This window comes from Microbacterium sp. ZXT2-5, from assembly GCF_055329545.1.
Genome location: NZ_JBUZWD010000002.1, coordinates 135,769 through 156,913, shown reverse-complemented (window position 1 = coordinate 156,913; position 21,145 = coordinate 135,769). Strand labels below are relative to the sequence as shown.

Below are 21,145 nucleotides of genomic sequence, written 5' to 3'. Positions count from 1 at the left end.
TGACCAAGACACCACCGCCGCCCTCACAGAGACGAAATCCTCCATGTCCCTAATGACACGCTTCATGCGGTCATGCTCGCGCCGGCCAAGTCGATGCGAAGGTCTCAACTGGACCTGCTGCCCGTGCCGCGCGGTGCGATCCTCTTTCTCGGGGACAGCATCACAGAGGCCGGAGAATGGCAGGAATGGTTCCCGGGCCGTCGCGTCATCAACCGGCGTCGGCGGCGAGACCGTCGGCGAGGTCCGCGCCCGGCTGGACCTTGTGCTAAACCACCCAGCCGCGATATTCCTGCTCGTCGGGACTAACGACTTCAGCGGGTACGGGCCATCCCGGAGAGTCGCCGATGTGGCCGCCCAGCTCGCCGACCTCGTCACCGACATCCGGCGCCGCTGCCCCGACGCACCCCTGTTCGTAAACAGTGTGATGCCCCGCGACCGATGGTTCTCGGGACGGGTAATCCAACTCAACGCTGCGCTCTCCGCGATCGTCGAGCAGGCAGGCGGGGACTATGTAGATGTCTGGCCGAAGCTAGCCAACAGCCGCGGCCGCCTCGCCGACCGATACACGAAAGACCACATCCACCTCACCGGAGAGGGATACGAGGCTTGGGTGGACACCCTTCGGCCGCACGTGAACTCCGTGAGACTCGACCCGCAGACATGATCGCCGGTAGCGAGAGACCTTCGAACGCTACCGCAAGCCCGGCCGCGACTGGCCTCGGTCAAACTTGCTCGCCAGAACGGGATCTGACCGTGGGGCAGCACACAACGAAAGGAGTCTGCATGAAATCTGTTGTCGTGACCGGCCCGGACACGGTAGAGGTGCGAGAGGTCGATGTCCCCGAGACGGGGCCCAGCGACGTGCTCGTTCGTGTCAAGGCGTGCGGCGTCTGCGGAACGGACCTGTTCTATCGCAACATCGGGGGGGCTGCCCCACGTTGCCGGACAGATGCGGCTCGGACACGAGCCCGCTGGCGAAGTTGCAAGAATCGGTGCGGAGGTTACGGCGTCGCCGTCGGCGACCATGTCGTCATCAACCCGATGGCCGCGGCGGATGGCATCATCGGCAACGGAGGCGCTCAGGGGGCGCTGAGCGAGTTCCTGCTGCTGCGAGACGCGACCGCCGGGGTCCAGTTCCGGCCCATTCCCACCGCTATTCCGTGGGAGGTCGCTGCGCTCAACGAGCCGAGGCGGTCGCCCTCCATGGCGTGAATCGTTCGGGGCCGGTCGAGGGTTCGAAGGTCGTCGTGTTCGGTGCGGGGCCCATTGGGCTGGGAGCCGTCATCGGCTTCAAGGCACGAGGCGCCGCGCACGTGGTTGCCGTGGATGTCGTCGCCAACCGACTGGAGAAGGCGAAGAAGGTCGGCGCCGACGCCGTGATCGACTCCTCATCGACGGATGTCGTGTCTCAGCTGAAGGAGCTCCACGGTGTCGTACCCGGCCAGTTCGGGTTGGACGACCGACCCGACAGCGACGTCTACCTGGACGCGACCGGCGCCAAGCCGGTGATCGAGACGATCATGCGTGCTCTGAAGAACCGTGCCATCGTGACGGTGGTAGGCGTCCACAGGCAGCCGGTGCAGCTCGACTTCCAGACCCTTCTGGCCGCTGAGCCGGACATCCGGCTGGCGATGGGATACCCGACGGAGATCTTCGAGTCACGGACGCGATCATCGCGCACTGGCAGAAGTACCAGCACATCATCAGCGATGTCGTCCCGTTCGACCAAGTGCTGCACGGTCTCGACCTCGCGGGAACCCCCGGCACCACGGACAAGGTCGTCGTGACCTTCACTCGGTGAAACCGTGACTTTCTCTCGATGAAACTGGGCGTCCGCGTCGCCGTTATCCGACGCGGACGCGGACGCCCGGTTTCGGGAACCTGGTCAATCTCACATCGACGCGATCCTGGCCGGTTCGCCGGGGGTCACACCTCCGGGGCCGAAGCTGTCCACGGCGACCCAGTACGCGTGTCCCGCATTCAGCGTGGAGAGCGTCAGCTGCGTTGCTCCGAGCACCTGCCACGAGTGGTAAAGACGGTCCGGTGAGAGCCCGTAGCGCACGTTGTAACCGTCTGCACCAGCGCTGGCCGTCCATGACACGGAGGCGTCGAGCGGGCCGGTGCGTACGGCAGTCGGCGCCGCCGGTTCTGGCGCGGGCACGTCGTGGTGGCCGAAGACGCGCACGCCGCTCAGCGCGAACGGTGCGCCCCACGGCATGGATAGCCCTGAGACGCGGATGTAGCGCAGCGTCGCCGGGTTGGGGAGCACCACGAGCCGGTGCGGACGGTCGGACCCATCGATCCGGCCGTCGTGAAGCACCTCCCACCGGGAACCGTCGAGCGAGCCCTCCAGTGTGTAGAGGGCGGGGTGATCCTGAGGGTGGACAGCCCGGAAAGCCACGGGCTGCTCGTCGGGCCCACGACGGCGTCGCTTGGGCTTGTGCCGCGCGAGCTGGTGATCTGCGACGTTGACCTGAACGGCGTGCACCTCACGAGGGTGGTCGAGGTCGAGAGTGACTGTCTGGCCCGCGCCGGCGTCAGCGGCCACCCAGCACGTGCGGATGTCCTCGTCAACGGTTAGCTCCGGGCCATGCCCCGCAGCCGACGAGGACGCGGAGGTGCGCGCCCGATAGGACTGCAGCATCCAGCCGGTGCTTGTTCCCGTCCAAGGGTCTATCGGGCCGTCCGGCACTCGGGTGGGGTAATCACCGAACGTCTGGTTGCAGAACAGGACACCGTCGTCATCGAAGCCTGCCGGGAAGATTCCGAGCCGGCGTTCGAAGCGGTGGTTGATGGAGATGCGCATGGTGGCCGCGTGCCACCAATTGCCGTGCTTGTCTTGGAAACTGCTGCCATGCCCAGCGCCTGTGATGAATCCGCCGGGCTTTGACGAGAACGGGCTGTGCGGCGAGGCGGTGAACGGGCCAAGCGGGGATGGCGCGGTGTAGTAGCCATCGGCGTAGACGTTGTACTCCGTTCCCGGACCGGCGTACTGCAGGTAATACGTGTCGTCGTGCCGGGTCATCCACGCGCCCTCGAGGTAGGGCGAGGCGCTGTGGGTACCGAAGACTCGGGCGCTGAAGCGCTCGCCCAGGGTGCGCGGGGGCGCCATGACGTTGTCCTCGCCGTTACGCTCCCAGCCGTGGGCCTCGGGCTGCCCGGAGAGCACGTCAGTGGGGTGGCCGAGCGGGCTCAGCGAGTGCGGATCCACTTCGACGGCGCGTAGCGGCTCGGTGTTGGAGCAGCCCCAGTACAGATAGGTGCGGGAGTCGTCGTCCTGGAAGACATTCGGGTCCCACCAGGCGAACGCACTCTTTCCGATCTCCTCGAATCCCTCAGTCAACGGATCGCGGGAGCGGAAGATGGGGCTGCCAGGCTTCCGACGTGATGCCGTCACGAGCAGGGCTCCGTCGACCTCCCGCACGTCCGGTGCGTAGTCACCGGCGGGCAGGTCAGGAGCAGCCTCGAAGATCCAGTCCTTCAGGTCGCTGGAGTGCCAGAAGCCGCCACTCATCGACGCGAACATGTAGAACCGGTCGCGGAAGCGCACCACCGACGGGTCGGCCGCCTCTCGGAAGACGGCGCGCATGGGGCCACCGGCGAAGTCCTGGTAGCGATACGCGAGGTCGAGGGGATTGCAGAAGACTCCACCTGTTGTGTTGTCAGTCACAGGTTTGCCAGTGCCTCTTGGAGGTCGCTCTCGAGTTCAGGCGTGCTGTGCGGGATAGCCGGCAGCATCATCGCGAGTGTGAAGTGCGCTGCCTCGGGGCCGGAGGCGTCGATGGGGAACGGAAGATGCTTCTTGAAAACTCGGGTGAGCACCCGCCATGCGGCGCGGTCCTCTGCGAGCATCTGCAGCGGGGTGTCGAACGAGTACTCGCCTTTGCGCTGAACGGCAACCGGGTAGGTCCAGGTGTGAGTGCCGGCCTCCACCTCCGCCCGCGCCGCCTCGGGGTGGGCCGGGAGCAGAACTTCCGCGGTCGAGCCGACCGGGATGTCGACCGTCACCGCGGCTTCGCCGTCGGCGATGCTCCACTCGATGTCGACTCGCCCCAGCGCGGTGTCGTGCACCAGGTGCGCGGACGACAACCCGCCGCCGGGACGCGGCGCGATCCGCATCCGTCGGTATCCCGGCTCGAGGGCCTCCAAGCCGCCGATGACGCGATGCATCCACTCGGCGATTGAGCCGAGAGCGTAGTGATTGAGCGAGGTCATCCCGGTGGAATTGAGTGATCCGTCCGGGCGGACCGCGTCCCAACGTTCCCAGATCGTGGTGGCCCCCTGGGTCACGGGGTACAGGAAAGACGGGCATTCCTGCTCGGTGAGCAGAAGGTAGGCGGTGTCGAGATGACCGGTCTGCGACAGGGCGTGGGCCACAAGCGGGGTCCCGACGAACCCGGTCGAGACCGTGTAACCGCTCTTCGCGACCAGGTGAGCCAGTCGGGCGCCCGCATGGTCGCGCTGATCCGGGTCGAGCAGGTCGAAGCAGATGGCCAGACTGTGGGCCGTGACGGAATCGCTGACCACGCGGCCCGATGGCGCCACGTATTCGGCGCGGAACGCGTCCCGCACTCGCTGAGCGAGCTCGGCGTATCGCGCAGACTCGTCTCTGAGGCCAAGCGCTTGGGCAGCATCAGACATCTGCCGAACGGTCCTGACGAAGCAGGCCGTGGCGACGAGGTGCCGGTCGGTCTTGCCGCCGCTGGCGTCGTCTGCGGGAGCGTCGGGGTCGAGCCAGTCGCCGAACTGGAATCCCGATCCCCACAGCCCGGTCGAATCGAGGAGGCCCTCGACTTGGTCGACGAACGCGGTCATCGCCGGCCAGCTCTGGCGAAGGATCTCGATGTCGCCGTACTCCCAGTACAAGGTCCACGGCAGGCCGACGATCACGTCACTCCACAGCGCGGTGGGCGCGGAGGGGGTGCCGGAGATGTCTGGGACGTACCACGGCACGTACCCCTTCTCCCGCTGTTCGGCGGCGACATCCTTCAGCCAGGAGCCGAGCATTGCGCGCACGTCGTAGAGGAACGCTGCGGTGGGGGCGAACGCGTGCAGGTCGCCGGTCCAGCCCAGACGCTCATCACGCTGGGGGCAGTCAGTGGGAACGCCGACGAAGTTTCCGCGCATCGACCAAACGACGTTCTCGTGAAGCCGTGACAGAAGTGGGTCGGATGTCTCGAGCCAGCCGGTGCGCACCATGTCACTGTGGACAACGATGGCGGTGAGGTCGGCGGCATCGAGTTCGCCCGGCCAACCTTCGACGTCGACGTAGCGGAAGCCGTGGAAGGTGAAGGACGGCTCCCACGTTTCGGTCTCGCCGCCGCGAAGCGTGTAGCTGTCGGTGGCACGCGCCGTCCGCAGGGTTTCGTACTCGGGTTCGCCATCAGCGGTGAGCAGCTCTGCATGCCGCAAGGTGATGATCTGCCCGGAGGGACCGGTGACTCGCAGTCGTACCCAGCCGGTGATCACTTGGCCGAAGTCGACCACTGTCCGGCCCGCGGGAGATGTAGTGATCGCCGCGACGGGCAGTTCCTGGGTGCGGCGGATCGACGGTGGTCCGTCTGTTGTGAGGACGGATAGGTCGATGTCGTGGGTGATGGCGGGGCGCCATGCGGAGGCGTCGAAGCTGGGTGTGAGCCAGCCTGCCGGCTCTTGACGTGCGTCGTAGTTTTCGCCGTCGTAGATGCTGGCGGCGCGGACGGCGCCCTCCCCTACCCGGAACGTTTCGTCGGTGCCGATGGTCTCGGTCCGATCGTCGTACTCGAGGGTGAGTTGGAGGTAGAGAGCAGGCCGATCGCTGTAGTGGTGTCGTTTGTGCTCGAAGCCGATGCGGCCAGCGGCCCAGCCTTCCGCGACCACCGAGCCCAAGACGTTCTCCCCGACCACGAGGTCCTTCGTCACGTCGTAACCGGTCACGCCGATGCGGTGGCGGTACGAGGTCCAGCCCGGCGCGAGTACGTCGTCGCCGACGCGCCGCTCGTTCACGTAGGCCTCGACGATTCCGAGAGCCGTGACATGAAGCGTCGCCGATCGCAGCCCCGGCTCCACGATGAAGGACCGTCGGAAGTAGGCTGCCGGATCCCCTTCGGATGAGGAATTCTCGGCAGCGATGAATCGCGCTGAGAATGAGGCTGGGGATGCGGTCATGTCGGAGGCCCTTCCATCGCGCCTCGGCGAAGAATCGCCGTACCGTCGGTCATTGACCATTCCAGGCAATCACAGTCATTGACGCGCGTCAACTCGTTGTGTTCGTTCGAGTCTGCAGCCTTTGTGAGGACCGCTCGTGGTCGGGTTTCACGAAGGGTAGGCCCGCGCTGCACGCGTGCAGCGCCGGCCTACCCGAAGTGGAGTCTCAGTTGACCTTTACGGCCAGGGGCTTCGATTCGGTCGATCCGTTCGCGTTCGTGAACGTCACAGTGAGGGTGTGCGTCCCTCGTGCGACACCGCTCAGCGTGACCGAGGCCGTCTGCGCGTTGGGCGTGTTCGCGGTAAGCGGCCCTTCACCCACCTTGGTCCCGTCGAGGAAGAACGCGTAGGACGTCGCGTTGGTCCCCCACCACATGTTTGCGGTAGCGGTGAAGTTCCCGTCGTTGTCCCAGTTGTCGGTGCTCACGACCGGCTTGCCGGGCGCCGCATCCTTCACCTTCACCGTGGTCGTGGTCGACTGGGTGACGCCCTTCGAGTTGATGAGCTCCGCGCGGTACGTGTACGTCCCGTTCGGCTTGCCGGCAAAGTTCGTCTCGGCCGACTGCGAAGTTACGTCTACTGCGTCCAGCTGCTGCGCGGCGATCAGGACGTCATTCTCGTAGAGGCGGTAATAGCTCCCCGGCGTGCCGTGCCACAGGTTCATCTTGACCGCGTAGTTGCCGTCCTGAAGGCCGTGGCTCCACCCGCTCGTGTTCGACAGCTCGGCCCTGCCCGGTGCCGTGCTGTTGTGGACGAACGACTGCAGCGCGTCACGGACGGCGAAGTAGGCGGGCTTCGGGTTGAACTCCTCGTCAAACATGGTCGGCTTCGCGCCGGGCAGCCAGGTGTAGAGGTGCTTGTCGGTGAAGCCCCACACGCTGATGTCGGTGATTCCTGACGCCAGGCCCTCGGCGACGACATCCCCGTAGATCTGGGCCTGTTGGATCGGATCGTAGGTGTGGACGTCCAGTTCTGCGATGGTCACTTCGAGGCCGAGCGCCTTGTACTCGTTGACGATGCTGGTGAGCACTCCCGGCACCGGGCCGTGGAACGTCTCGTGCATCTGCAGGGCCACACCGTCGATGGGGACGCCGTCGGCGACCATCCCGGAGACGAGGTCGTAGAGCTCTTGCCGCTTCACGGGGTCGAACTCGACCATGTTCTCGTTGATGAACAGCTTCGCCGTCGGGTCCGCTTCGTGTGCGATGCGGAACGCTTCGGCGACGTAGCCGGGGCCGAGACGGTCGTAGAAGAGGTTGTGCTCGAGGCCCGTGCCGCCGAAGGTCGGGAACGCTTCGGTCACCACGTCCCAGCGGTCCATCCGGCCGGTGTACCGCTGCATAATGGTCGTGAAGTGGTCGACCATCGCCTGCCGGAACTCGGCCGGGTCGTTCTTTGCAACGAGGTAGTCGGGATTGAACGAGCGCGAGATGCCACTGTGGGCCTTCGCCTCCATGCCGTGTTCCTCAGCGAACGCGACCAGTCGGTCGAGGCCTTCGAAGTCGAAGACGCCCTCCTCAGGCTGGACCATATTCCACTTGAACTCGTTCTCGGGCGACAGGCTGTTGAACTGTTCGGACAGGACCTGCCCGTACCTCGGGTCGGAGAAGTAGTTGGCGGGACGGTCATCGGCGGTGGATTCGGACGCCTTGACAGAGCCGGACCCGAACAGGATCCCGGCCTGTTCAGCGAGCTCTCTAATGGTTGCTCCCGTGTCGGTGTCGGGCTCGACTGCTGACGCAGCGGCGGTGGACAAGGTCAGTCCGAGGACGACTGTAGATGCAAGTGTGATCTTGCCGAACGCTTTCATGGGTCTCCCTGGTATGCGCCGCGACCGCGGCCCCTGTGAGCCGGGCGGCGCTGGGTGTCTGTTTCCTTGCGCTGTCTCGACGGTGAATGGTGCCGCTGGGAGTGCCCTCCTTGACTCTTCTTCGAGTGCGAACGCGCAACTTCGCGCTGGGCAAGAAATGTAGCAGGTGTACTGCTTTCGCGCATTATGATCCAGCAACGCTGGCCGTTCCGCTCTCTAGGGAGCTCGTTTCTAGCCACTACGCGTGCCATCTTTCCGACGAAATCGGCACACTCAGCATCCGCAACCGACTGCTTACCGAGGCTTGGCTAATCTGGTACACCCGGAACATTTACGAATCCGATTCGCACTGCCTCGATGAGTCGAGAGGGGGCGCCCACCTTTCGCTGACTCGGTGGAACCCCACGACGGAGCGGAAGTCCGTGCAACACCTGCATCGAGTGCCGATTGCGCGGGGACGTACGGCGAATGCAGTACATCGAAGCCTGCGTTGAGCGGATGCCCTGATGAATGAGAACCCGGAGGCTCGAAGGGACGATTCCGCTTGTGGATCGCGGCGGTCGCTGAAGGGACTTCATATGGCACGGCTTCTCGCCCGACTTGGGCGCTTCTCGGCACGGCATCGCTGGCTGGTGATCATCGGGTGGCTGGCGCTGCTGATGACCTTCGGTGTGGTGGCACTCTCCGGCATGCGCTTCAGCGCCGGCGGGTTCGACGTACCCGGCACTTCGTCGAGCAAGGCGATGTCGGTGCTTGAGGAGGAGTTCCCCTCCTCCGACGACGACGATCTGGCGGAGCGCGGACTGCAGTTCGTCGTCAAGACTGAGGACGGCGCTATCACCGACCCGATCAACTTGGACCATCTCACTGAGGCACTCGAGCAGATTCGCGAGCTCGACGGCGTCAGTACGGTGAGCGATCCCCTCGACCCTGCGCGGCCATTCATCTCCGAGGACCTCACCGTCGCTGTGGCGTCGATCGCCGTGGAAGCAGACGCGGACAAGGAGGCGGTTCCGCATGAGTTGGAGGCAATCGCCGACGACCTTCGCAACGCTGGGCTGACCGCGGAGATCGGCGGCACGCTGGAATCAGACGTCCCGGATATCCTCGGGCCGAGCGAGATCGTCGGCGCGATTCTCGCGTTCCTCGTCCTGCTGCTCACCTACGGGTCGCTGGTCGCGGCAGGGGCGAACATGCTCGGCGCGATGGTCGGGGTGAGCGTCGGGATCCTTGGAGCGCTCGCCTTCTCGGCTATCACTCCCATCGGCTCGCTGACACCGATCTTGGCGGTGATGCTCGGACTAGCCGTCGGAATCGACTACTGCCTCTTCATCATCGCTCGCTTCCGTTCCGAGCTGCGGGAGGAGGCGCACGTGACCGACGCGATCGGGCGCGCCGTCGGGACGGCTGGATCAGCAGTTGTCTTCGCCGCAGCGACCGTAATCATCGCCTTGACCGGACTGACAGTCGTCGGCATCACGTTTCTCGGCGAGATGGGCCTCGCGGCTGCGTTCGCGGTCGCCGTCGCGATGGTGATGTCCCTCACACTCGTCCCCGCCATGCTCAGCGTGATTGGAACGAGAGCGCTGTCGCGTCGCGACCGGCGGATCCGCGCCCAGCGCCTCTTCGGATCGCTCACCCTCGGCACCGCCACACGTACAGAGAAAGGCTTCATCGCGGGCTGGGCGCGGGTGGTCACACGCCACCGGGCGTTGAGTCTCCTTGGCGGCACCGCATTGCTCGCCCTCATCGCGCTGCCGATGCTCTCTATGCAGACCACCCTGAGCACCCCGGGCGGTGAAGACCCGAAATCTACCCAGCGAGCTGCGTACGACTTGGTCGCTGAGAAGTTCGGCGCCGGCGCACAGGACCCACTGATCGTGCTCGTTCGGCACGACGATGTGGAGGCGACGCTGCCGACCGTCCTCGACCGGCTGGGCAGCGTGGAGGACGTCGCAATGGTCATCCCCGCCGGCGTCTCTCAGGACGGGGACACGGCCATGCTCACGGTGATGTCCGAGCACGGCCCCTTGGATGAGCGCACGACGCAGCTGGTGAAGGAGATCCGAGCCGAAAGCGGCGAGGTCGCCGGTGCGCAACTGCTGGTCACGGGGGCGACGGCGCTCGGACTGGATTCAGACGAGCAACTGCAGTCAGCGCTCGCGCTGTACATCACGCTCATCGTCGGGCTCTCGCTCATCCTGATGGTCGTGCTGTTCCGCTCGCTCCTCATCCCTTTCATCGCCACGCTGGGCTTCCTCCTCTCGCTCGGCGCGGGGTTGGGTGCGACGGTCGCACTCTTCCAGTGGGGATGGTTGGATCCCATCGTCTCGGCGCCGCAAGGAAATCCCCTCCTGAGCCTGCTGCCCATCGTGGTGACCGGCATCCTGTTCGGGCTTGCGATGGACTATCAGGTCTTCCTCGTCTCCCGAATGCACGAGGCACACGCCCGCGGGCTGTCACCACTGGAAGCGATTCGCGCCGGTTTCCGCCATTCGGCTGGGATCGTCGTAGCGGCAGCGGCGATCATGGCGGCCGTCTTCGGCGGTTTCGCGATGAGCCCGTCCTCGCTGGTCGGGTCCATTGCCTTGGCTCTCACGGTCGGAGTCCTCGCAGATGCGTTCATCGTGCGGATGGTGCTCGTCCCGGCGGCTCTCGCGATGCTGGGACGTGCCGCATGGTGGATCCCCGCATGGCTTGACCGCATCCTTCCCACCATCGACGTGGAGGGCTCAACGCTGGACAGCCGGACCGGCGACCCCGAACGGACCCCTGTCCGTGAGATGGCGGACCTCACCCGATAGGAATGTGCCCTGCGACCGCCGCCGGTTCGCGGTCGCAGGGCGCGCCCCGCCCACGGGATACTCGGGGGGCACAACAGGAAGCGATGGGAGAATCTGCGCATGAGCGTCCCAACCGATCTGCCCGGGCGGACCGCAGGCCTGGGCAGGTGGGAGTTGTTGCTCGACGTCGCCGCGGCGGCAGCGACCATCTTCGAGACAGCCCGCATCATCAGTACCGGGTCGTGGATCGCGCTGCCCATACTCGCCCTCGCGGTGGCCGCCGTTGTGATCCGCAGGCACCTTCCGATCGCGGCAGCTGTAGTGGCGATACTGGCCAGCGGTCTCGTCCTGTTCGAGCCGGATGCGGCGCTGCCTATCTGGGTGCTCGCAGAAGTCGTGCTCTTCACGCTCGCTCTGCGGGCTCCTCGAGCAGTCACGGGCGTCCTGGCCGCCGTACACGCCGCTCTGCTCTACGTCGGCGCCGTTCTGGTGTTCAAGGAGGCCCCCTACGAACCCGTCGCGCTCATCCTTCCGGTATGGACAGCGGCGGTCGTCGCCGCTGGCCTCGCGCTCCGCTCCAACCACGACTACGTCCGCGCGCTGGAGGAGCAGACTCGTTCGGCAGTCGCCTTCCGCGACAGCGAGGTGCTACGTCACGTCGGTGAAGAGCGGCTGCGGATCGCACGGGACCTTCACGATTCGGTGGCACATACCGTCTCCATCATCGCCGTGCACGCCGGCGCCGCCGAGCGGTACCTCGACCGCGACGCTGAACGAACGCGCGAGGCACTTCACCACGTCCGAGCAACATCGCGGGCAGTCATCGGCGAACTGCAGGACATCCTGTCTGTGATTCGAGACCGCGACACCACGAACGGTGAGACCGAAGAAGTTCCAGGTATCGAAGCCCTCGATGCCCTCGTCGAGTCGACGCGCCAGACCGGCGTCCTCGTGACCGCCCCCCTGTCCCCCACGCTCGATATTGACCGGGCCGTGAGCGTCACCGCCTATCGGATCGCTCAAGAGTCACTGACGAACGCTCTCAAGCACGGAGCCGGTGACGTGGCCATCGACCTCATGGCCGATGAGACACAGGTGCGCCTCACCGTCAGCAACCAACTCGCACCGCATGCGACAACGGGACAAGGCTTCGGGCTGCTGGGGATGCGAGAGCGTGCCGCCAGCATCCACGGTTCGGTGAGTGCTGGGGCCGAGGGCGATCGGTTCGTCGTACGGGCGGAACTTCCCACCCACCCCCATCACAGCAAAGGCGGCAACGCGTGACCACAGTGCTGCTCGTCGATGATCAGGCGATGATCCGAGCCGGCCTACGCAGCGTGCTGGAGTCTGCGGACATCGAGATCGTCGGTGAGGCCAGCGACGGAGCGGCCGCATTGACGCTCTTGCGCACGACGCGCCCCGATATCGTCCTGATGGACCTGCGCATGCCCGGTGTCGACGGCGTAGAGACCACCCGCCGCATCCGGACAGACGCGGACCTTGCGAAGCTGCCGGTGCTCGTACTGACAACGTTCGATGCAGATGCGAACGTGCTGGCCGCGCTCCGTGCTGGCGCCGACGGCTTCCTCAGCAAGTCGGCGGAGCCGGAGGAGTTGATCGCCGCGGTGCTGAGTACCGCGGCCGGGCACGCCAGCCTCTCCCCAGCAGCGTCGAGGGCCGTCGTGTCGCACCTGGGCAGCACCGAGGCTCCATCGCCTGCGGACCCGGACCTCGCGGCCCGCGTTCAGACGCTGACTGCCCGGGAGCGAGACCTGGTTCTGGCGGCCGCCGCGGGTGAGGACAATGCGACGATCGCCAAGCGACTGTTCATCTCGCCACTTACTGTGAAAACACACCTCAACCGAGCCATGGTGAAGCTGGACGCGCGCGACCGCGGCCAGCTGGTATCTATCGCGTACCGGAGCGGGATGGTGAAGTGACGCATGACAGGCGATTTTCTGCATGACGTCCAGTACGTCATCGAGCAGGCACTCAGCACCGGCCTCATCTGGACCGGTGCGATCGTCCTGGTGGTCATCCTGGCGGTGATCGGCCTGGCATTTTCGCCCACTGCGCGGCCGCGTATTGCCAACGCGAACCGAGAGAACAACCGCGCCACGAACATCACCCCCAAGGCGCCGCGGCGACGGCGTCCGAGTCAGCAGACGCAGACCGCGTCGCGGACCGATCTGTGGGCGCGCATGGGCAGCATTCGCCGCTCGCGTACCCTGGGTATCGAACCCCTGACCCCCTGACGCCGGTTCAAATCTCCTCTTCGACCGCGGGTCGCCGCTGCCCCGGGTCCGCTTCGCGCAGACGCTCTTCGCGGCGAAGTTCAGGCCGTCCACGAACAAGCTTCCTGTGGGCACCCAGATCACCAAGAAGTGAGGGCGCGTCACCCCGCGCCGCGACGCCGATCGGGTTGGAGATGATCACGCCCTCACCGACCGCAAAGTCCAGGAGCAATTCGATCGCCTCGCGTGACAACGCGGCAACCCCGGAGGATGCGGCTCTCTGAATCGCCAGGCGCTGTTCGATTCGCTCCGCGGTGAGCTCGCCGATCGTCAAGTCGCCGAAGGCCGGCCCGAGCTGCGTTCGACTGATGTGCGCACACCGCGCGTACGTCGCCTCACCGACATCCGATAGCCACCCGAGGTCACTGAGCCACACGTACACGAGTTCGTCGAAGGGATCGCCCGACGTGAGATACCGCCAGCCATCGAGCTCCGAGAATCGCAGTCGCGTAGCCATCCGCTCTCTAAGCAGTGAGCAGGCCGCGGAGGCGGTGTCGGCGGTCGCCGTCACGCGGTGGAGCTCTCCATCCCACAGCCGCAGTCGTGCGATTGCGCACGTCTTACCGCTCCTAATGACGCGGGTGGTGATGGTGCCGTATGTGCCCATTTCGAGGGGCGGGCGTCCGTTTCTCATGTTGTGCCTTCCTTGCCTGTCAGGATCCGAGGACGTCGTCGAGGATGTCGATCGTGATGGGGTCGACTTCGACGGCGGAGACGACGTAGCTTGCGCGCGTGATCTGCTCGTTCGCGTGCCCGAGCAGACGTGAGGCGAGCGTGATGCCCGCGGCGCGCTCGACGAAGGTCGCCGTCGTCCGTCGATACAGGTGCGTCGTGAACTCGTCGACGTCGACATCCAACGCTGTCAGCGCCTTGGTGTTTTCTTCTACGAAGGTGCGCAGCAGCCGCTCGTAGTTGCTCACGCTCATCGGCCGGCCCGTCTTCGTCGGGAAGAGGTACGCGTCCTCCCCTGGCCCGGCGAGCACCAACCGATTGCGGACGGCGGCCGCGGCCACGGCGGGCAGCGCGATGCGTCGACGCTGGCGAGCACGCTTAGGCGCGTCCTTTCGGTGCAGCCCTTGCTTCTTGGTGCTTACGATCGTCCCGTCGACGAGCACCGTGGGTGGCGAAGTCGTCATGTCGACGTCCTTGCGGCGAAGGCCGATGCACTCCCCCACGCGGGCCGAGGTGCCGAGCATGATGTCCATGCCGTCGATGAGCGCCCGAAAGTTCGGCCGCGGCCCGGACCCGCCCGTTGCGCGCCACCCGTGCATCAGCTCGCGTACGGCCGTGACCTGCCCGGAGGTGAGCGCCGACGTCTTCTTGTCGGGCATCGGCAGCCGCTGCACGTCACGAACGGGATTGCGCGGGATTGCGTCGTCCCGCACTGCGTAGCCGCAGATCAGCCCGAGCACGGCCCGGGCCTTCCGCGCCCTGGAGAGCGAGCCGTCGCGCATGATGCCCTGGGTGATCCGGTCGCACCGACCGACCGTCAGCTGATTGAGTGTAATGGCGCCGCACACGGGCTTCAGGAGGAGCCGCACGGCCGACTCGTAGGACTCGAGAGTCGAGTGCGCAAGGCTTCCCGCGTCGGCACGGGTGTTCGCCTGCACGAGCCACGCGTCGGCGGCTTCGGCGATCGTGCTCGATCCGGCGAGCGCCCCGGAACCGCCGGACGTGAGCTGGCCCGCCAGCCGCTGGAGCTCGGCACGGGTGGCATCCTCGGTTTCGGCGGTGACCTTCAGCTGCCGGAGCTCGCCGGCGTCGTCGCGCATGCGTGCGCGGGCACGGAAGCGGCCTCCCGCAAGCTTCGTGATCTGCACGGCGCCGATCTCGCCGGCCTGGATCCGCGGTCTAGGCATGGCGCTGCTCCCTCGCCCAGGCCACGACTTCGAGGAGGTCATAGCGGACGTGCCGGCCGAGCTTCATGTAGGGCGGGCCGACATGGTTGAGGCGCCAGTCCTCGAGCGTGCGCTCCGGCACCTTGATGATGTCGGCGATCTCCGCCTGCGTCTTGAAATCCGGCGGTGCGACGCCAGAGGTGCCGATGTCCATGCACATGAGGTGCGCCGGCGTCGTCCGTGGGCACCCGTACGGGATGCCTCCAGAGCGTGGAGATCGGGACACCCACCCGGCGCACAGGGATGCGTACGAGTATTTGGTCCCGTTTCTGGTCCCGACCCCAATCAGACGGGTGGGATGACCTCGAAACGAGGAGGGATTCTGCTGCGGAACCCTGCGAAAACTACTGCTGGGGTACCTGGACTCGAACCAAGAACAACTGAACCAGAATCAGCCGTGTTGCCAATTACACCATACCCCAAGGCTGTGGGCCGAAGCCGTGCCGAGGATAGAGTCTACGCGACCCCGGCACGTGCTCCAAACCGAGGCGTCACCCGCGCGCGTCGGCGAGCGCGCCGAGCCGGCGGACCGACTCGGCCTTGCCGAGCAGCTCCATCGACTCGAAGAGCGGCGGCGACACGCGACGCCCGCTCACCGCGACGCGCAGCGGCCCGTATGCGACGCGGGGCTTGAGTCCGAGGCCGCCGTCCGCCACCGGCGCGACGAGCGCGGCGGCGAGGGCGTCCTGCACCGCCGCCGCGGTGAAGGCGGTGTCGGGCACACCCTCCAGAGCCGCCACCGAGGCGCGGAGCACCTCGGTCGCGTTCGCGGGCAGCGAGGCGAGGGCGTCGTCCTGGTACGTCACGCGGTCGGTGAACAGGAAGCCGAGCAGGCCCGGCGCGTCGCCCAGCAGCTGCATCCGCTCCTGCACGAGCGGAGCCGCCGCGACGAGCATCGCCTGCTCCGCGGGAGTCGGCGACTTCTCCACCACACCCGCGGCTGCGAGGTACGGCACCAGGCGCGCAGTGAAGTCCTCGGGCCGCAGCATCCGGATGTGGTCGCCGTTGATCGACTCGGCCTTCTTCTGGTCGAAGCGCGCCGGGTTGGGGTTCACGTCGACGATGTCGAAGGCCGCGACGAGCTCCTCGAGCGAGAACACGTCGCGGTCGTGGCTGATCGACCAGCCGAGGAGCGCCAGGTAGTTCAGCAGCCCCTCGTGGATGAAGCCGCGCTCCCGCTGGAGGAAGAGGTCGGCCTTGGGATCGCGCTTGGAGAGCTTCTTGTTGCCCTCCTCTCCGAGCACGAGCGGCATGTGGGCGAAGCGCGGGATGAACGTCGTGACGCCCGCGTCCACGAGCGCGGAGTACAGCGCGAGCTGGCGCGCGGTGGACGGCATGAGGTCTTCGCCCCGGATCACGTGCGTGATGCCCATGAGCGCGTCGTCGACCGGGTTCACGAACGGGTACAGCGGCACGCCGCCGGCACGCACGAGCACGAAGTCGGGGAACGAGCCGGCGGGGAACGTCACCTCGCCGCGGATGAGGTCGACGTAGGTGAGGTCCTCGTCGGGGACGCGCAGCCGCCACGCCGGCTCGCGCCCATCAGCGCGGTACGCCGCCTTCTGCTCGTCGGTCAGGTCCCGGTCGAAGTTGTCGTAGCCGAGCTGCTTGGCGCGGCCGTTCGCCTCGTTGCGCGCGTCGATCTCCTCCGGCGTGGAGTAGCTCTCGTAGACGGCACCCGAGGCGATGAGCTTGTCGAGCACCTCGCGGTAGATGTGGTGACGCTGCGACTGACGGTAAGGGGCGTGGGGTCCACCGACCTCGACTCCCTCGTCCCAGTCGATCTCGAGCCAGCGCAGCGCGTCGAGCAGCTGCTGGTAGCTCTCCTCGCTGTCGCGCGCCGCGTCGGTGTCTTCGATGCGGAACACGAGCTTCCCGCCGTTGTGGCGCGCGTAGGCCCAGTTGAACAGCACGGTGCGGATGAGTCCCACGTGCGGGAGACCGGTCGGCGACGGGCAGAAGCGGACGCGGACGTCCGCTCCGGTGGCGGTGGTGGTGCGGGGATCAGGCGAAGAGGACATCGCCACCGAGTTTAGTTGCCCCGATCAGGCGGCCGAGCGCCGCCAGCGTCGCGCGCACGGCCGGCACGCGGTCCGCGCCGCGCGCGGTCACCGTGTGGATGGTCCGCTGCTCACCCGCCGGCAGCGGCACGATCGCGACGCCGGGCAGGCGAGGAAAGGAGTCCACGGCCATGCGGGGCAGCGTGGCGACCCCGATCCCCTGTGCGACGAGCCCCTCGACGGCGACGACGTTGTCGGTCTCGAAGGCGATGCGCGGCGCGAAGCCCGCACGACCGCAGAGCTCCAGCAGATGGCCCCGGCAGCGGGGACACCCCGCGATCCAGTCCGCATCGGCGAGGGCGGCGATGTCGAGCTCCCCGGAGCCGGCGGCCGGGTGGCCGGCCGGAAGGACCCCGACCAGCGGATCGGTGCCGGCCGTGCGCACAGCGAGTCCTCGTGCGCTGGAGCCGTGCGGGTCGTCGCGGTCGCCGGGGTAGCTGAACGTGAGTGCGATGTCGGTGCGGTCCCCGCGCACGGCGTCCACCGCCTCCGGAGGCTCCGCCTCGACATACGTCAGCGAGATCCCCGGATGCCGCTGTGCGAGGTCGGCGAGGAGCCGCGGCACGATCGTGGGAGACGCCGACGGGAACCCCATCAGCCGCACGCGCGCGGAGCGCAGGCCTCGCAGCTCGGCGAGCTCGCCGGCCGCGGCATCCAGCGCCGTCGTCACCGCCGTCGCATGCCGGGCCAGGACTCGGCCGGCGTCGGTCAGGCGGACGCTTCGTCCCACCCGCTCGACGACCGCGACACCCAGCCGCTGCTCGAGGCGCTTGATCTGCTGGCTCACGGCAGGCTGGCTGTAGCCGAGCGACGTGGCGGCGCCGGTGATCGAGCCCGCGTCGGCGATCGCTCTCACGACGCGCAGCTCGCGGGCGTCGAAGCCGGGTTCGCCATCGGTGGTGCCGCTCATCCGTCAAGCATAAGTCGACGTTATGAGTCGCATGAATCACCTGCTCTAGACGCACGGGATCGACCAGCGCACCCTGGTGGCATGCCTGCCACCACCGCCCCCTCGCCGCTGGATGCCGCACGTCGGGCTTTCGACGGCGGTCGCGGCTACCTCGCCGCGTGCACGGTCGGCCTGCCGACCCGCGCTGCGCGCGAAGCGATCCTCGCGGATCTCGCGACCTGGGCCGAGGGCCGACCCGACATCGCGGCATACTCCGCGGCCGTCGAGCGCTCGCGTGCGCTGTTCGGGGGGCTGGTCGGGGTGGGTGCCGAGCGGGTGGCCATCGGCTCGCAGGCGTCCGTCGCCGCCGCGCTCGTGGCCTCGGCCCTCCCCGACGGCGCGGAGGTCCTGGTGCCCGCCGGCGAGTTCTCGTCGATCGTGCTGCCGTTCGTCCACGCAGGCCGGGGCATCCGCGTCCGCACCGCCCCGCTGGCGGACCTGGCCGCGCACGTGCGTCCCACCACGACGCTCGTCTCGTTCGCCCTGGTGCAGTCGGCGACCGGTGAGGTGGCGGATGCCGCCGCGATCGCCGCGGCAGCTGCGGAGCACGGGGTGCTCACTCTGTGCGATGCGACCCAGGCGGTCGGCTGGCTCGGAGTGGAGGCATCCGCCTTCGACGCCGTCGTCTGCCACGCCTACAAGTGGCTGTGCGCGCCGCGCGGCGTGTCGTTCCTGACCGTGTCGGATCGGCTGCGGGACCGGATGCGCCCCGCCCAGGCCGGGTGGTACGCCGGCGACGACCCCTGGTCGTCGTGCTACGGCGCCGAGGTCGACCTGGCGCCGGATGCACGCCGGTTCGACGTCTCCCCCGCCTGGCAGGCGTTCGTGGGCGCCGCGCCCGCGCTCGAGCTGTTCGCCGCGCTCGACCCACTGCCGCTGCACGCGCACGCCACCGGGCTCGCCGCGGCGTTCCGCGACGGGCTGGGCATCGCGCAGCCCGAGCGGGCGTCGGCCATCGTCACCTGGGATGACCCCGGCGGCGGCGAGCTGGCCCGGCTGACGACCGCCGGGATCACCGCGTCGGGACGCGCGGGCAGAGCCCGCGTCGCCTTCCACGTGTTCAACGACGCCGACGACGTCGACGACGCGCTGGCGGCGCTGGGCCGCTGAGTGCTCAGCCGGCGGCAGCCGGACGTGTGGACGCGCGCCATCCGAGCGGGGCGAGCAGCACCGACGCGGCGACGAGGGCCAAGACCACCAGCGCGAGTCCGCCGTACCCGATCCCGCCGAGCACCGCGCCCGCGATGATCGCGCCGACGCCGCCCACGATGCTCATGGTGAAGTCGCTGAAACCCTGACGGCGCGTCCGCAGCTCCTCTGACGACGACTCGGTGAGGAGGGTGGACCCCGCGACCGTGGACGCGCTCCAGCCGAGGCCGAGCAGCACGAGGGCGACGGTCACGGCCGTGGTCGAGCTCTGGCCGAACGACGCCGTGAGCAGGGCCGCCGCGAGGAGCGCCTGGCCCACGAGGATGGTCGCGACGCGCCCGACGCGGTCGGCGAGGATGCCGAAGACGGGCGAGAGCACGTACATGCCGGCGATGTGGAGGCTGATCGTCAGTCCGATGATCGACAGCGTGGCCGCCTCGGTGGCACCGTGCGTGAGGTGCGTGAGGTGGACCGGCGTCATGGCCATGATCGACACCATCGTGCCGTGGGCGGCGGCCACGGCGAAGATCGCGTAGCGTGCGGCCACCGGCCGGTCGGCCCGCGCGATCGGGCGGCTGCCGGCGGGAGCGGATGCCACCACCCGCTGGGCCAGCAGCAGCGGGTCCGGCCGCATCGCGACGAGGTACACGACGATCGCGAGGCCCTGCGCGACGAGCGTGAACAGGTACGCCCCCGTCAGCGGCGGCATCCCGATCGCGGCGCCGACGATCTCGCCCGGCCCGGTGAGGTTCGGGCCGAGCACGGCTCCGATCGTGGTCGCCCACACCACGATCGAGAGGTCGCGCCCGCGCGACGCGTCGGTCGCGAGGTCGGCGGCGGCGAAGCGCGACTGCAGGTTCGCCGCCTGCCCCGCGCCGATGACGAGGAAGCCGGCGAGCAGCAGCGGGAAGGCATCGACGGCGACGGCGGCGATCACGAGCCCGACGCCGACGAGCGCGACGGCCATGCCCGTGGTGAGCGACAGGCGTCGTCCGCGCCGCCTCGCGATCGCGGCGAGGGGCACGGCCGTGAGCGCCGTGCCGAACGTCACCGCGGCCGCCGCCAGCCCCGAGAACGCCTCGTCGCCCGAGAGCTCGGCGGCGAGGACGGCGCCCAGCGACAGCGTCGCACCGAACGCGAGTCCCCCGAGCACCTGCCCGAGCGAGAGCACCGCGACGGTGCGCCGCTGCACGCGCGCCACGTCGTCGGCGCCGGGCAGGAGCAGGGTCTCAGGCATCGCGCGCGGGATTGCGGAGCGTTCCGAGCCCTGTGATCTCGACCTCGACGGTGTCGCCCGCGGTGATCTGGCCCACGCCGGCGGGCGTGCCGGTGAGGATGACGTCGCCGGGGAGGAGCGTGAACGCCGCGGAGGCGTACGCGATGATGTCGGCGAGCGAGAAGATCATGTCGCTGATCGGACCCTGCTGACGCACCTCGCCGTTGAGCCGCGTCGTGATGACGGCGGGCCCGTTCACATCGAACTCGGTCTCGATGGCGGGACCGAGCGGGCACGACGAGTCGAACCCCTTCGCGCGCGCCCACTGCCCGTCGGACTTCTGCCAGTCGCGCGCGGTCAGGTCGTTGGCGATGGTGTAGCCGAAGACGTAGTCCAGCGCGTTCTCGGCCGGCACGTTCTTGGCGATCCGGCCGATGACCGCCGCGAGCTCGCCCTCGAAGCTGATGAAGTCCGACCCCTTCGGAAGCATCACGCTGTCGCCGGGACCGATCACCGACGTGTTCGGCTTGAAGAACAGCATCGGCGCCTGCGGCACGTCGTTGCCGAGCTCGGCCGCGTGCTCGCGGTAGTTGCGGCCCACGCAGACCACCTTCGAGCGCGGGATCACGGGCGCCAGCAGCGCGACGTCGGCGAGCGGGACGCGCTCCCCCGTCGTCTCGTAGCCCGCGAACATCGGGTCGCCCGCGAGGACGACCATCTCGTTCTCGTCGACGATTCCGAACCTGATGGCGTCGTTGTGGCTGAAGCGCGCGATCCTCACCCGCTCAGCCTAGCGATGC

The 21,145-nt window shown here is 67.7% G+C and carries 18 protein-coding genes and 1 tRNA gene; 8 read left to right on the top strand and 11 right to left on the bottom strand.

Annotated features, from left to right (window positions below; genetic code table 11):
* Positions 1–133: 133 nt before the first annotated feature.
* From ACZBH1_RS14265 to ACZBH1_RS14255, 3 genes are all read left to right on the top strand, one after another.
* A complete protein-coding gene (locus tag ACZBH1_RS14265; RefSeq protein WP_463646759.1) occupies positions 134–664 on the top strand; it encodes a GDSL-type esterase/lipase family protein in 531 nt (176 codons plus the stop codon).
* Between the two features lie 119 nt (positions 665–783).
* The gene (locus tag ACZBH1_RS14260) at positions 784–1,212 is read left to right on the top strand and encodes a hypothetical protein (protein WP_463646758.1); all 429 of its coding nucleotides are present in this window, start codon (positions 784–786) and stop codon (positions 1,210–1,212) included.
* Positions 1,213–1,313: 101 nt separating this feature from the next.
* Positions 1,314–1,787 carry a zinc-binding dehydrogenase gene (locus ACZBH1_RS14255; RefSeq protein WP_463646757.1) on the top strand — a complete coding sequence of 158 codons (474 nt, stop codon included), beginning with the start codon at positions 1,314–1,316 and terminating at the stop codon, positions 1,785–1,787.
* A gap of 104 nt (positions 1,788–1,891) precedes the next feature.
* Here ACZBH1_RS14255 and ACZBH1_RS14250 read toward each other — a convergent pair whose 3' ends face one another.
* The 3 genes from ACZBH1_RS14250 to ACZBH1_RS14240 all read right to left on the bottom strand — a co-directional run bounded on the left by ACZBH1_RS14250 (position 1,892) and on the right by ACZBH1_RS14240 (position 7,996).
* The gene (locus tag ACZBH1_RS14250; RefSeq protein WP_463646756.1) at positions 1,892–3,670 is read right to left on the bottom strand and encodes a family 43 glycosylhydrolase; all 1,779 of its coding nucleotides are present in this window, start codon (positions 3,668–3,670) and stop codon (positions 1,892–1,894) included.
* The gene (locus ACZBH1_RS14245; protein WP_463646755.1) at positions 3,667–6,147 is read right to left on the bottom strand and encodes an alpha-L-rhamnosidase; all 2,481 of its coding nucleotides are present in this window, start codon (positions 6,145–6,147) and stop codon (positions 3,667–3,669) included. The genes ACZBH1_RS14250 and ACZBH1_RS14245 overlap by 4 nt, the downstream gene beginning before the upstream one ends.
* A 205-nt stretch (positions 6,148–6,352) precedes the next feature.
* A complete protein-coding gene (locus ACZBH1_RS14240; protein ID WP_463646754.1) occupies positions 6,353–7,996 on the bottom strand; it encodes an endo-1,4-beta-xylanase in 1,644 nt (547 codons plus the stop codon).
* A 578-nt stretch (positions 7,997–8,574) separates the two neighbouring features.
* On the opposite strand from ACZBH1_RS14240, the gene ACZBH1_RS14235 reads away from it, so the two are divergent.
* The 4 genes from ACZBH1_RS14235 (at position 8,575) to ACZBH1_RS14220 (ending at position 13,034) form a co-directional block, all read left to right on the top strand.
* Positions 8,575–10,800 carry an MMPL family transporter gene (locus ACZBH1_RS14235; RefSeq protein WP_463646753.1) on the top strand — a complete coding sequence of 742 codons (2,226 nt, stop codon included), beginning with the start codon at positions 8,575–8,577 and terminating at the stop codon, positions 10,798–10,800.
* 99 nt (positions 10,801–10,899) lie between these two features.
* A complete protein-coding gene (locus tag ACZBH1_RS14230) occupies positions 10,900–12,063 on the top strand; it encodes a sensor histidine kinase (RefSeq protein WP_463646752.1) in 1,164 nt (387 codons plus the stop codon).
* On the top strand, positions 12,060–12,719 hold the full coding sequence (locus tag ACZBH1_RS14225) for a response regulator transcription factor (protein ID WP_463646751.1): 660 nt from the start codon (positions 12,060–12,062) through the stop codon (positions 12,717–12,719). The genes ACZBH1_RS14230 and ACZBH1_RS14225 overlap by 4 nt, the downstream gene beginning before the upstream one ends.
* Before the next feature lie 3 nt (positions 12,720–12,722).
* Positions 12,723–13,034 (top strand): hypothetical protein, encoded by a 312-nt coding sequence (locus tag ACZBH1_RS14220; RefSeq protein ID WP_463646750.1) that lies wholly within the window; start codon positions 12,723–12,725, stop codon positions 13,032–13,034.
* A 7-nt stretch (positions 13,035–13,041) separates the two neighbouring features.
* Here the strand turns inward: ACZBH1_RS14220 and ACZBH1_RS14215 are convergent, their stop codons facing one another.
* The 6 genes from ACZBH1_RS14215 to ACZBH1_RS14190 form a co-directional block, all read right to left on the bottom strand.
* Positions 13,042–13,707, bottom strand: a complete 666-nt coding sequence (locus tag ACZBH1_RS14215) for a hypothetical protein (protein WP_463646749.1) — start codon at positions 13,705–13,707, stop codon at positions 13,042–13,044.
* A 19-nt stretch (positions 13,708–13,726) separates the two neighbouring features.
* A complete protein-coding gene (locus ACZBH1_RS14210; protein WP_463646748.1) occupies positions 13,727–14,932 on the bottom strand; it encodes a tyrosine-type recombinase/integrase in 1,206 nt (401 codons plus the stop codon).
* Complete coding sequence (locus ACZBH1_RS14205) at positions 14,925–15,125, bottom strand: helix-turn-helix domain-containing protein (protein ID WP_463646747.1); 201 nt, start codon at positions 15,123–15,125, stop codon at positions 14,925–14,927. Before ACZBH1_RS14205 ends, ACZBH1_RS14210 begins: the two co-directional genes overlap by 8 nt.
* A 196-nt stretch (positions 15,126–15,321) precedes the next feature.
* Positions 15,322–15,393 (bottom strand) — tRNA-Gln (locus tag ACZBH1_RS14200).
* Positions 15,394–15,462: 69 nt separating this feature from the next.
* Complete coding sequence (gltX, locus tag ACZBH1_RS14195) at positions 15,463–16,992, bottom strand: glutamate--tRNA ligase (RefSeq protein ID WP_463646746.1); 1,530 nt, start codon at positions 16,990–16,992, stop codon at positions 15,463–15,465.
* On the bottom strand, positions 16,976–17,941 hold the full coding sequence (locus ACZBH1_RS14190; RefSeq protein ID WP_336396888.1) for a LysR family transcriptional regulator: 966 nt from the start codon (positions 17,939–17,941) through the stop codon (positions 16,976–16,978). Before ACZBH1_RS14190 ends, gltX begins: the two co-directional genes overlap by 17 nt.
* An 81-nt stretch (positions 17,942–18,022) precedes the next feature.
* Between ACZBH1_RS14190 and ACZBH1_RS14185 the strand changes: the two genes are divergently transcribed.
* Positions 18,023–19,090 carry an aminotransferase class V-fold PLP-dependent enzyme gene (locus tag ACZBH1_RS14185; RefSeq protein WP_336396887.1) on the top strand — a complete coding sequence of 356 codons (1,068 nt, stop codon included), beginning with the start codon at positions 18,023–18,025 and terminating at the stop codon, positions 19,088–19,090.
* A gap of 4 nt (positions 19,091–19,094) precedes the next feature.
* On the opposite strand, the gene ACZBH1_RS14180 is transcribed toward ACZBH1_RS14185, so the two are convergent.
* Together ACZBH1_RS14180 and ACZBH1_RS14175 are read right to left on the bottom strand one after the other, a co-directional pair.
* Complete coding sequence (locus tag ACZBH1_RS14180; protein ID WP_378883051.1) at positions 19,095–20,366, bottom strand: MFS transporter; 1,272 nt, start codon at positions 20,364–20,366, stop codon at positions 19,095–19,097.
* The gene (locus tag ACZBH1_RS14175) at positions 20,359–21,126 is read right to left on the bottom strand and encodes a fumarylacetoacetate hydrolase family protein (protein WP_463646744.1); all 768 of its coding nucleotides are present in this window, start codon (positions 21,124–21,126) and stop codon (positions 20,359–20,361) included. Before ACZBH1_RS14175 ends, ACZBH1_RS14180 begins: the two co-directional genes overlap by 8 nt.
* Positions 21,127–21,145: the final 19 nt, after the last annotated feature.

Excerpts from the sequence above, each read along its gene's own strand:
- ACZBH1_RS14260 (WP_463646758.1), top strand. The coding sequence starts at position 784 with ATGAAATCTGTTGTCGTGACCGGCCCGGACACGGTAGAGGTGCGAGAG.
- ACZBH1_RS14245 (WP_463646755.1), bottom strand. The coding sequence starts at position 6,147 with ATGACCGCATCCCCAGCCTCATTCTCAGCGCGATTCATCGCTGCCGAG.
- ACZBH1_RS14240 (WP_463646754.1), bottom strand. The coding sequence starts at position 7,996 with ATGAAAGCGTTCGGCAAGATCACACTTGCATCTACAGTCGTCCTCGGA.
- ACZBH1_RS14235 (WP_463646753.1), top strand. The coding sequence starts at position 8,575 with ATGGCACGGCTTCTCGCCCGACTTGGGCGCTTCTCGGCACGGCATCGC.
- ACZBH1_RS14230 (WP_463646752.1), top strand. The coding sequence starts at position 10,900 with ATGAGCGTCCCAACCGATCTGCCCGGGCGGACCGCAGGCCTGGGCAGG.
- ACZBH1_RS14220 (WP_463646750.1), top strand. The coding sequence starts at position 12,723 with ATGACAGGCGATTTTCTGCATGACGTCCAGTACGTCATCGAGCAGGCA.
- ACZBH1_RS14215 (WP_463646749.1), bottom strand. The coding sequence starts at position 13,707 with ATGAGAAACGGACGCCCGCCCCTCGAAATGGGCACATACGGCACCATC.
- ACZBH1_RS14210 (WP_463646748.1), bottom strand. The coding sequence starts at position 14,932 with ATGCCTAGACCGCGGATCCAGGCCGGCGAGATCGGCGCCGTGCAGATC.
- ACZBH1_RS14205 (WP_463646747.1), bottom strand. The coding sequence starts at position 15,125 with ATGGACATCGGCACCTCTGGCGTCGCACCGCCGGATTTCAAGACGCAG.
- gltX (WP_463646746.1), bottom strand. The coding sequence starts at position 16,992 with ATGTCCTCTTCGCCTGATCCCCGCACCACCACCGCCACCGGAGCGGAC.
- ACZBH1_RS14190 (WP_336396888.1), bottom strand. The coding sequence starts at position 17,941 with ATGAGCGGCACCACCGATGGCGAACCCGGCTTCGACGCCCGCGAGCTG.
- ACZBH1_RS14185 (WP_336396887.1), top strand. The coding sequence starts at position 18,023 with ATGCCTGCCACCACCGCCCCCTCGCCGCTGGATGCCGCACGTCGGGCT.
- ACZBH1_RS14180 (WP_378883051.1), bottom strand. The coding sequence starts at position 20,366 with ATGCCTGAGACCCTGCTCCTGCCCGGCGCCGACGACGTGGCGCGCGTG.